Source organism: Actinomadura sp. 6N118, assembly GCF_044326415.1.
Lineage (GTDB): Bacteria > Actinomycetota > Actinomycetes > Streptosporangiales > Streptosporangiaceae > Spirillospora.
Genome location: NZ_JBIRAZ010000032.1, coordinates 85,483 through 94,587, shown reverse-complemented (window position 1 = coordinate 94,587; position 9,105 = coordinate 85,483). Strand labels below are relative to the sequence as shown.

The following is a 9,105-nucleotide window of genomic DNA, read 5'->3' as shown; positions in this document are numbered from 1 at the left end:
GTAGGCGCCAGTTCCGATGCGGGTCATGCCCGAGTACCGGCGACAGCCTGGCAGCAACCCAACCCAGCCGGATCACCTGGATCAAGAATCACAGATCACCTGGATCAAGAATCACAGTTCCGATGCTGGTCGACCCCCGACACCACCCGGCGCTACACCTTGCCCACCCACGCCGACCTCGAGGACGCCGTCGCGCGCCTCCCCACCGATCAATAGAGCGCCGCTGACCTGGGTGAACTCAATCCCCTGTACCTGGTTGCACGAGTCTTACCGACACCCCAGGTCAGAAAAGTGACGAGCTGCAGACAGAACCGCACACGGTTGGGCGGCCCAGGGTCACCGTGTGCGCATAAGCACGATTATGCGCTGCCGTGATTTCTTGCTCAAGGAATGAGTTTGCTGATTTCATTGCTTGAGAAGAAACGAAATGCCAGCATGGAGGCCATGAGCAGCGATCTTGGCGCCCTTGGCCTGCCCGGCGCGGAGCCGGTGACGCTTACCGGGCAGCCGGCCGACAGCGAGACTGCCGCCGCGCGCGGCAGCGGCGGACGGCGCCCCGGGGCGGACCCGGCGGCGCCGTGGGGCCGGTGCAAGTACTGCGACACGGCACTGCCGCGACCGCCCAAGGCCCGCGGGCGCCGCCCGGAGTACTGCCCGCCGCAGCTGGACGCCGACCAGAACGTGATCAGCGACTGCCAGGCCGAGGCGCACGCCGCCAACCGCAGCCCGGCCGCCGCCGCCGTCGCCGAGCCATTGGCCGCGCTGCGCACCGTCCTGACCGGGATGGCCACCGCCGCCCGCGACCGCGCCGACCGCGAACGGGAGACCGCCGACCGGCTGCAAGAGATCATCGACACCGTCGTGGCCCGCAACACCGCACTGGAGCAGCAGGCCGCCCAGGCCGACGACCGGGCCCGCGAGGCCGAGTCGGCCCGGCACAGCGCCGAACTCGACGCCGACGCCGCGCGCGTGCAGGCCGACACCGCCGAGACCGCCCGCGACCACGCCGAAGAACGAGCGCTGGCCGCCGAAGAGATCGCCCGCACCGCCCGGGCCGCCGCCGAGGCCGCCCGCCAGACCGCCCGCACCGAGGCCGAGGCCCGCCAAGCCGCCGAGGGCGCCGCACGCACCACCCAGCAACGCCTCGACCAGACCGAACTGCGGCTGGCCGAGGCCGAACAGGACCTGCGCCGGCTCCGCCAGTCCCTGACCCAGGCCCAGGACGCACACGCCCGCACCCGCACCGACCTGGACCAGCGCACCGGCGAGCTCGCCGCCACCAGCGGTCGGCTCGCCGACGCCACCGACCGGCTGACCGCCCTGCAGGCCGAGATCAACGCACTCCGCCAGTCCCTGACCCGGGCCGAGCAGACCGCCCAGACCTCCACCGCCCGGGCCGACAGCGCCGAACAACAGGCCCGGCACGAACGCACCACCGCCGCCGAGGCGGTCGCCGCCGCCCACCGCGAACGCGACACCGCCCGCGAAACCCACCTCACCACCACCGCCAGGCTGACCGCCACCATCGACGCGCTCACCGCCGACCGCGACGCCGCCCGCGCCGAGGCCACCACCCACCTCCAACGCGCCCTGCACGCCGAAGCCGCCCTCACCGCCCCCGCCGACGACGGCCGCTATGGCGGCACATAGGCCGGCCAGGGACGACCGCGAATCTACGTCGGCCTGCCACGCCCCTCGTCGCAGACAAGCCCCTGTCCCGCCTGCTCGACGAGGGCTACGACGTCGTCGAGCAGGCGGGGCACCTGGTCGTCCGGCACATCCCCTACGTGACCGAGGCTCGGACCGTGCAGTACGGATTTCTGGCCTACCCGGTCACCGTCAGCGGCGACCGGGTCGTCTCCGACAGCGACCACCGCATCTGGTTCGGAGGATCGGTGCCGTGCGACGAGCACGGCCGCAGGCTGCCGATGGCCAATCCCGAGGTCCGGACGATCGCCGACGGCGTGCAGGTGGATTTCATGCTGTCCTCCAAGCCAGGGCCGTCCGGCTACCCCGACCACTACACGAAGGTAACCGCCTATACCCGGATGATCGCCGACCAGGCGCAGACACTCGACCGAACGGTCACAGCCACGCCAGGCGCGGCCTGGCAGGAAGTCGAGGACGACTCACCGTTCGTCTACCGCGACACCGCCACCTCGCGAGCTGGGCTCGCGGCGGTCCACCGCCGCTTCCGCGGCCACCACATCGCGATCATCGGGCTCGGCGGCACCGGCGGCTACATCCTGGACCAGGTCGCCAAGACCGAGGTCGAGTCGATCCTGCTCATCGACGGAGATCGCTTCGACAACCACAACGCCTTCCGGGCGCCGGGCGCTGCACCGCTGGAGACGCTCCGCGAACGCCCGAACAAGGCCGCCTACTTCGCGTCGGTCTACTCCCGGATGCACCGCGGGGTCACCGCCTACGAGCACTACGTCGATGAGGACAACCTTGATGTCCTGGCCGGGGCGACCTTCGTGTTCCTGGCCTCCGACGACGCGCTGAGCAAACCGCCGATCATGGACTGGCTGGAAGCCCACGACGTGCCGTTCATCGACGTCGGCATGGGCGTCGAGGAGATCGACGGCAAACTCACAGGCCTGCTGCGGGTCTCCACCAGCCTGCCGGGACGTCGCGCCCAAGCCCGCCGCAGGATCCCGGCCCCGGCTCCCGAACGCGACGACTACAGTCGCAACATCCAGACCGCCGACCTGAATGCGCTCAACGCGCTTCTCGCGATCGATCGCTGGAAACGCCACCTGGGCGTCTACGCCGACGCGACCGACGAGGTATTCACGACGTACTCCGTGATCACTAACGAGATCGCCAACGAGGACCTTCCGTGACCGCCGTTGCGTTCCTGCGCCCAGAGATCGTTGAGAGCTTCCCACCGGAGATGGTGCGCGGGGTGCTCTACATTTCGATCCCCTACCGGACCTGCGGACACCTGTGTGCCTGTGGTTGCGGGCAGGAGATCGTCACTCCGTTGTCCCCAGCACAGTGGGCGCTCACCTACGACGGCCAGAGCGTCTCTCTGTCTCCCTCGATTGGCAACTGGGGACTGCCCTGCCGCTCCCACTACTGGATCAAGGAAGGCACGGTGCGGTGGAGCCGCCGCTACACCGCCGGCGAGATCGCCGACAACCGGGCACGCGACCGCAGAGACCTGCAGGAGCACCTCGGCAAGAACGGCCCCGGCCCGATCGCCAGGCTGGTTCGCCGTCTCAGGCCCTGACCCCCGCGCGGTGGAGACGTCAGCCGGGGTGTGAGATCGGGGGCGTGGTGCAGACACGTCGGCCTCAATCTGGCGGTCGTTGCGGGCTTCAGTTCGGGGACGTACTTGCAGATGGTGGAGCGGCCGACGCCCAGGAGCCGAGCGATGGAAAAAACGGCGGCACCGGGCTAGGCGAGCAGCGCGCGGGCGTGCCGGACTTGCTCAAGGGCCATCGCGGGCGGTCGGCCCAGGCGGACGACGGGTGGGCCTTGGCGGCGGCAAGGCCTTCGTTGGTGAGCGCCCTCAGGGCGGCGAAGACATGGAAGTCCGGTGGCGGCCCAGCGTCGTGGCGTCGAGGGCTGGTTCTACGGGCGAGAAGCGGCCCCACCTCCAGGGGCGGATTCCAGCGACTCTTGACCCCACTTGTCGATCCTCAGTCCTCATGGTCACCAGTGAGACCTGGCCCCACGTCGTTGCCGAGGATGGCGGCCGCCCGCCAACGTCGTACGTCCTCGCTTCGCTGCGGGCGCCCACATTAACCTGACTCGACGACGGCAGGTCAGTGCCGACGCGAGGCCAGGGATGGTGAGTCTTACCGATACCCCGGCTACTCACGGAAAGAGATCTTGGCGGCTATGTCAGGGATCGGCTTCCAGCGCGGGCCCCGTCGCTTCTCCCAGATCTCACGGAGGGCGCGGGCCTCCTTCTCGACGTCGACCTCGTTGGAGCGCAGGTGCGGTAGGGCGATCTCTCGGCCCAGATCGTCGTAGATCACAACGTACCGGGTCCTGTACCCGCTCTCGATCTCGATGCCCTGAACACCTCGCCATGGTGTCGCGATGGTCCGGCACAATCCCCGCTTCACGATGCGGTGTCGCGATACGTAGGTTCGCGTCCACATCTCGGTCCCTAGATTGAGGACGAGAAACCCGATCAGCAGTCCGGGAATGAGGACCTTGACCGCAGGATCGTTCTCGCCCTGCACCGTCATGACGGCCACGACCAGGAAGAAGAAACCCATCACGAAGGCCGTGCCGACGAACGCCCCGAGGTCTGCCCGGTACTCGCGTTCGTAAGGGTCTGCAGCCATGCTCACCTCTGGGGCCATACGCACACCACCCGAAGACCGCGGGGCAGATCGTGATCCACGATCAAATCTAGCGATCGTTCGGGGGCCGAACCAGACAAAGCAAGCAGGGGATTCCGCGCCTATCCGCGCCTGCGAGATCCCGATGGCGAGCACGGTCAGTGCCCGCCGCACTGCCTCGGCCAGAGCTCGCCGACCTCAAGCGGGTGGGGCCAGGTCTCAGACGAACATGAATCCGTCTCACCGGAGTGGAGCCGGCGCCCGTCGGAAGGTGGGGCCGGTTGACGCTGGTGGAACCAGAGGGCCTCCGGTGGCGGCCTCGGTCTCGCCGATCAACTCGTTCGTCATGAGGACGCCCAGCAGGTCCAGACAGTCATCGACCGCCTTGGCCTCCAGACAGATCACGGTGGCCAGCAGCGTCGCGAGCTGACGGGACTGCCCGTGCCGGCGCCACAGGGTCGCGGTTGCATCCCGTACCTGGCCAGGCCTAACAGGCCCCCGGGTACGGGACCTCCGGCAGGATCGTCAGCGTCCGCCCCGACCGAAGGATCTCCGCCGCCTGGTCCAGAACCTTTCCCATGCTCTTGCCCGAGGGGACGGACGGGCTTTGGCGCCACCGCTCCAGGACGGCCCGCTGCCGCGGCGTCATGACCCAGTCGTGTGAAACCGGTGAGTCACGAACAAACAGATCGAGCGTTACGCCCAGGCGCTTCAGATGCCGCCTGCAGCAATCTGCAAGACCGCGACCTCGTCGACGGGTGATCGTCTGCAACAGACCGCTTCGATGCGACAGGCGCTGCTTTTTTACTGCGAAATGGCCTTAAAGAAAACCCGGGCGCCAGAAATGTCAGGGGCGCCTATTCTCCAGGCGTCTATCGCGCACTCCATCGTCACACCACCCAGAAACAGTAATTACGAAAAAGCGGGCATCGGATTTAGATTCTTAGCGTAAGAGAAATAAGGCTCGACTGCATCAAATCTACAACTCGACCTCCGAGAGACTGGCGAACTTGGCGGAATAGCGCCCCGGCGAACTCCTAGCCCCGCCCAGGACACCCAAGGCCATGGTCGGCAGAGCAAGGGAAGTCCGTCGACATTTTTGCAGGTCAGACGCCAGTCGCCATGGAGATGCACCGGCGTTCACTGACATACATGGCGCATCAGTGACGACACTTGGCACAATTACTGACATCTACTTGGCGTTCAACAGCTGGGCGCGCCGGTGACTTCGGCGGAACGACCAGAGAGCTGCTCACGCGATTCCATGACTCGCAAGCCTAACAGTCCCAGTGCCGATCCGTATCCGATCCGATAAGAACGGATCGGATACGAGAGTGTGTCCGGCTATTTTCTCTCACATAATGCGAGTTATGTGAGATTGCTACGCCCGCGGGACTTGCTTGAGCTTGACTGTTGTCCTGTCCCGTCTCAGTTGAGCTGACGCAGTCTCAATCGATGTGGCGCATTCGATCGTTTTCTCAGTAGACCTGGCACAAGATCGCTATATTGCTCGGCGGCTGGCGATCTTCGTGTGAGGTGCGATGGGTGGCGTGCGCGCGGCGGCCGGGTCGCTGACGACGGGGTTCGGCCTGCACTTCCTGGACGAGGTTGATGGGCGGTTGCAGGAGCGGCGGTCTACTGTCACAAGCCCGGCACCCTGGCCCGCAACGCCAGATACATGCACCAGCGGACCGGCGGCATGATCGGCAGCCTGTCCCACCTCGTCCGAGCCTCGGCCCAGATGGCGATCCTGGAAGGCCAAGAAGCCATCAACCGCAAACTGATGGACACCATCCCGGTCGACTACATCGCCGAGTCCGACGGCGACACCGCAGCATGACTGCCTCACCAAGCCTGGCAGGCCCACGCAGCCGCGTGCTCAGCGACTGGGCGTCGGCCCACCTGCTCAAGCCGTTGCCGCGGACCGTCCGGCCCATCCATGACGAAACCGTCACCTCTTACCTGAGGCGGCTCGCCGAGGCCAACAGCATGCACGGCTACTACCTGACCGATTACCTCAGGGGGACCAAGAATCACAAGGTCCCGATCCCTCCCGAGCTGGTGATCACTCTCAGCGGCCAGCCGGCTCACTCCCTCCGTTACGCCATGCTTGAACTCTGCACCGCTGAAGAACTCACGACGATGAAGGTCGCCGGACGCCCCAGACCACGCACCAGCAGCACGTGGGCCAAGTGCACCCGATGCACCCACGCCCGCAGCGTCTATGAGCCGGTCACCTGCTGGCAACGTTCAGAAGATGTCATCTGCCACTGGCACCGCCGCTGGACCCCAGGCACTCAGCAACTCGACCTCACCGAACACACCGACATCATCCGGGTCAACAGAACGCATCGGCGGCTGATCCGCCGACACGGACGCACCGCCGTCCATCGCGCCTTCATCACGGCCAGCCACATCGTCAGCGAATGGGTCGAACGCAACAGCTACCGCGGCTACTTCGACCAGATCATGGAACGCTTCCACGGCCCAGAGTGGCATGTCCGCATCGAAGACCCGACCTACCTCGCATCGAAGTACGTGCCGACCGTCGCGCTGACCAGGCTCATCGCCTCACCCCGATGGAGAGCGCTCGCCCTCGACCCTGTCGGCAACGCCATCTTCGTCAACGAGATGCGCCGCACCGTCGACCCCAACTACGTCTGGGACCCCGTCCCCAGCTGGCGCCGCGTGGAACCGCTGGCCCGCATGTTCCGGGACGAGCAGAGGGACAGAGAACGAGAAGCCCGGCACGCCGAACTTCGACGCATCCACAACCTCCCCGAGCCACGCGGCGAAACCATCGAATCCGACGAGTTGCGCCATGATTATTGAGACAGCGGACACCTCCGCCGTCTCAACAGAACTGACGCATCCCAGGCCAGAGGAACGCACTTGTGTCAGATCAACCGAGACAGAACAGTTCGTCACTGGGTGGCAGTGCATTCGTCATCGGGTGTCAGTGAGGAGCCTCGGCGTCGGTGCTGGTCCGCGTTCGCTCGGGGTGGGCTGGTGGCAAGGGTGCGGTGGCGTTGAGCTGGGTGAAGTGACGATCGGCCGATCCTGCGCGCCACCGACCTGCGCGGCGCGGACGTAGCAGAGCACGTTCCGGGTGCCGGCGGCCCAGTCCAGCTCGTTGATCGCTCTGGCACCCAGGATCAGGTCCGGCGATGGTGGTTCGCGGAAGTTCCGGTAGGCCTTGACACACTCGGTCTCGACGATCTTCTTGTGGGCCTGGCGGTCCGGATAGGGTCCGGCGGGCGCCTTGTAGAGGCGGACGGCTTGCGCGTCGTGCGGCATTTCGCATGAGAGGTCCACGGTTCCTCCGCGGAAGTCGCCGGCCTCCCCGCGGAAATCGAAGCAGCCGCCGACTCCCTCGTTCGTCGGCACGGGGCGAGGGACTCCGTCGGCGCCTCGTTCGGCCGGGGTGGTCCAGACCGACAGCGTTCCCGAAGCGACCGCCACCGCGATCGCCGACCAGACCGCGCCTGCGACGATGCCGCCGATGGCCAGGCCTTGCCCGCGTTCTCCGGTACGCCGGATCCGGACCAGCGCCACGACGCCGAGGACCACCCCGACGATCGACAGGCAGCCGACGATCCCGGTGACCAGTGAGGCGATCGCCAGCCGGGAGGTCTTCGGTGCAACACCCGTGGGCCCAGGCGGAGGCGTCGTCATGAACGGGACAGTACCGAGCACGTGTCCGCAAGACCATCGCGTTGTGCAATCGTGATCACGCACCCCCGCCGCTGGCGGTTCCGCCCTCTGAAGGTGGATGGGCCCTGCCTCGCCGAGGGCCCAGACGGGTGTTGGTGCGGTGCAGCCGGTCGCCGGGCGCATCGAGAGCGGCGCCGACGGTCCGGGGTTGTGCGCCGGCGGAGTACGGTACGGGGATTTCGTCGTCGTCTCGATCTCGAAGTCGCTGAGGGTGTCACCGATCATCTGGTGCAGATGGCCGCCATCGAGCTCGCGGTACACGTCGACCCGAACCCCGTGGACCAGATCCGACCAGCAGAGTGACACCCCGTGACGAAGCCCGACCGACAGAAGGATGCAGAACCGCATCCACCGGCCACGACCTGGAGAAACGCAGTGCACCATCCGGCGTCTTGTGCCAGATCAACTGAGACGGCCGCCCGCCGGACGGTCTCAGTTGATCTGTCGCAGTCCAGGTCACGCTGCGGTCGCTGCGACAGGTCAGTTGAGACGGGACATAGGTGGCAGCCGCTTCATCCAAGCGGCGCCGACGCGGAGCCACCGCCACCCGCGTACCCGAGCGCTACGCCACGGCGTTCGCCGGCTACACCGCCGCGATGACAAAGCCCGGTTTCCCCCTGGACGCCGACACCGTCACCAACTACCTGTCGCGTGTGCGCCAGTATCTGGCCTGGCTGGACATCGCGGCGCTGGACGGCGACCCGCTCACCGATCCGGCCGCGCGCGACTGGGCCGCCCGTGACTACCGCGCCCATCTGCTGACGGTACTCAAACGCAAGCCCGCCACCGTCAACGCGCACCTGACCGCCATCGACGACTTCAACCGCCGCATCGGGCTGGGCCCGGCGGCCGCCAAGCGCTTGGGTTTGCCCAACCTGGCGCACCGCCTCCACCGAAGCGCTGCTGCGACGGTTCCAGGGCGAGACCACCCACCCCGCCTACTCGGCGATGCTGGAGGTCGGCTGCGCCCAGCGAACCATCTTCATGGCCCGCTGGCTGCGCACCCGCGACCTGCAGCAGATCGGACGCAGAGTCCAGGTTTGGCTCACGGGCCCCTGACCTGAGCAGCCTGCCGGGCCGATCGAGG

General features: G+C 66.9%; 9 protein-coding genes. 6 read left to right on the top strand and 3 right to left on the bottom strand.

Annotated features, from left to right (window positions below; all coding sequences use genetic code 11):
- The first annotated feature begins 444 nt into the window (after window positions 1–444).
- Genes ACH34W_RS49595 through ACH34W_RS49585 form a run of 3 tightly spaced genes read left to right on the top strand, consistent with a single transcriptional unit; the run spans window position 445 to window position 3,238 of the window.
- A complete protein-coding gene (locus ACH34W_RS49595; RefSeq protein WP_395968255.1) occupies window positions 445–1,650 on the top strand; it encodes a hypothetical protein in 1,206 nt (401 codons plus the stop codon).
- On the top strand, window positions 1,647–2,849 hold the full coding sequence (locus ACH34W_RS49590) for a ThiF family adenylyltransferase (RefSeq protein WP_395968262.1): 1,203 nt from the start codon (window positions 1,647–1,649) through the stop codon (window positions 2,847–2,849). The genes ACH34W_RS49595 and ACH34W_RS49590 overlap by 4 nt, the downstream gene beginning before the upstream one ends.
- Entirely contained in the window at window positions 2,846–3,238 is a 393-nt protein-coding gene (locus tag ACH34W_RS49585) for a DUF6527 family protein (RefSeq protein WP_395968254.1), read from the top strand. The genes ACH34W_RS49590 and ACH34W_RS49585 overlap by 4 nt, the downstream gene beginning before the upstream one ends.
- Window positions 3,239–3,824: 586 nt before the next feature.
- On the opposite strand, the gene ACH34W_RS49580 is transcribed toward ACH34W_RS49585, so the two are convergent.
- Together ACH34W_RS49580 and ACH34W_RS49575 are read right to left on the bottom strand one after the other, a co-directional pair.
- Window positions 3,825–4,307: a hypothetical protein gene (locus ACH34W_RS49580; protein WP_395968253.1), complete on the bottom strand. Its 483-nt coding sequence runs from the start codon at window positions 4,305–4,307 to the stop codon at window positions 3,825–3,827.
- Between the two features lie 484 nt (window positions 4,308–4,791).
- Entirely contained in the window at window positions 4,792–4,953 is a 162-nt protein-coding gene (locus ACH34W_RS49575) for a hypothetical protein (protein WP_395968252.1), read from the bottom strand.
- Between the two features lie 1,029 nt (window positions 4,954–5,982).
- Here ACH34W_RS49575 and ACH34W_RS49570 point away from each other — a divergent pair.
- Together ACH34W_RS49570 and ACH34W_RS49565 are read left to right on the top strand one after the other, a co-directional pair.
- On the top strand, window positions 5,983–6,144 hold the full coding sequence (locus ACH34W_RS49570) for a hypothetical protein (RefSeq protein WP_395968251.1): 162 nt from the start codon (window positions 5,983–5,985) through the stop codon (window positions 6,142–6,144).
- On the top strand, window positions 6,141–7,136 hold the full coding sequence (locus ACH34W_RS49565) for a hypothetical protein (RefSeq protein ID WP_395968250.1): 996 nt from the start codon (window positions 6,141–6,143) through the stop codon (window positions 7,134–7,136). The genes ACH34W_RS49570 and ACH34W_RS49565 overlap by 4 nt, the downstream gene beginning before the upstream one ends.
- Window positions 7,137–7,250: 114 nt before the next feature.
- Here ACH34W_RS49565 and ACH34W_RS49560 read toward each other — a convergent pair whose 3' ends face one another.
- Entirely contained in the window at window positions 7,251–7,979 is a 729-nt protein-coding gene (locus ACH34W_RS49560; protein ID WP_395968249.1) for a DUF4190 domain-containing protein, read from the bottom strand.
- A 939-nt stretch (window positions 7,980–8,918) separates the two neighbouring features.
- Between ACH34W_RS49560 and ACH34W_RS49555 the strand changes: the two genes are divergently transcribed.
- Window positions 8,919–9,077: a Tn3 family transposase gene (locus ACH34W_RS49555; RefSeq protein WP_395968261.1), complete on the top strand. Its 159-nt coding sequence runs from the start codon at window positions 8,919–8,921 to the stop codon at window positions 9,075–9,077.
- The last annotated feature ends 28 nt before the right edge of the window (window positions 9,078–9,105 follow it).

Bases quoted from the DNA above. Each gene is read 5' to 3' on its own strand.
- ACH34W_RS49560 (WP_395968249.1), bottom strand. From the start codon at position 7,979: ATGACGACGCCTCCGCCTGGGCCCACGGGTGTTGCACCGAAGACCTCC.
- ACH34W_RS49575 (WP_395968252.1), bottom strand. From the start codon at position 4,953: ATGACGCCGCGGCAGCGGGCCGTCCTGGAGCGGTGGCGCCAAAGCCCG.
- ACH34W_RS49565 (WP_395968250.1), top strand. From the start codon at position 6,141: ATGACTGCCTCACCAAGCCTGGCAGGCCCACGCAGCCGCGTGCTCAGC.
- ACH34W_RS49570 (WP_395968251.1), top strand. From the start codon at position 5,983: ATGCACCAGCGGACCGGCGGCATGATCGGCAGCCTGTCCCACCTCGTC.
- ACH34W_RS49595 (WP_395968255.1), top strand. From the start codon at position 445: ATGAGCAGCGATCTTGGCGCCCTTGGCCTGCCCGGCGCGGAGCCGGTG.
- ACH34W_RS49580 (WP_395968253.1), bottom strand. From the start codon at position 4,307: ATGGCTGCAGACCCTTACGAACGCGAGTACCGGGCAGACCTCGGGGCG.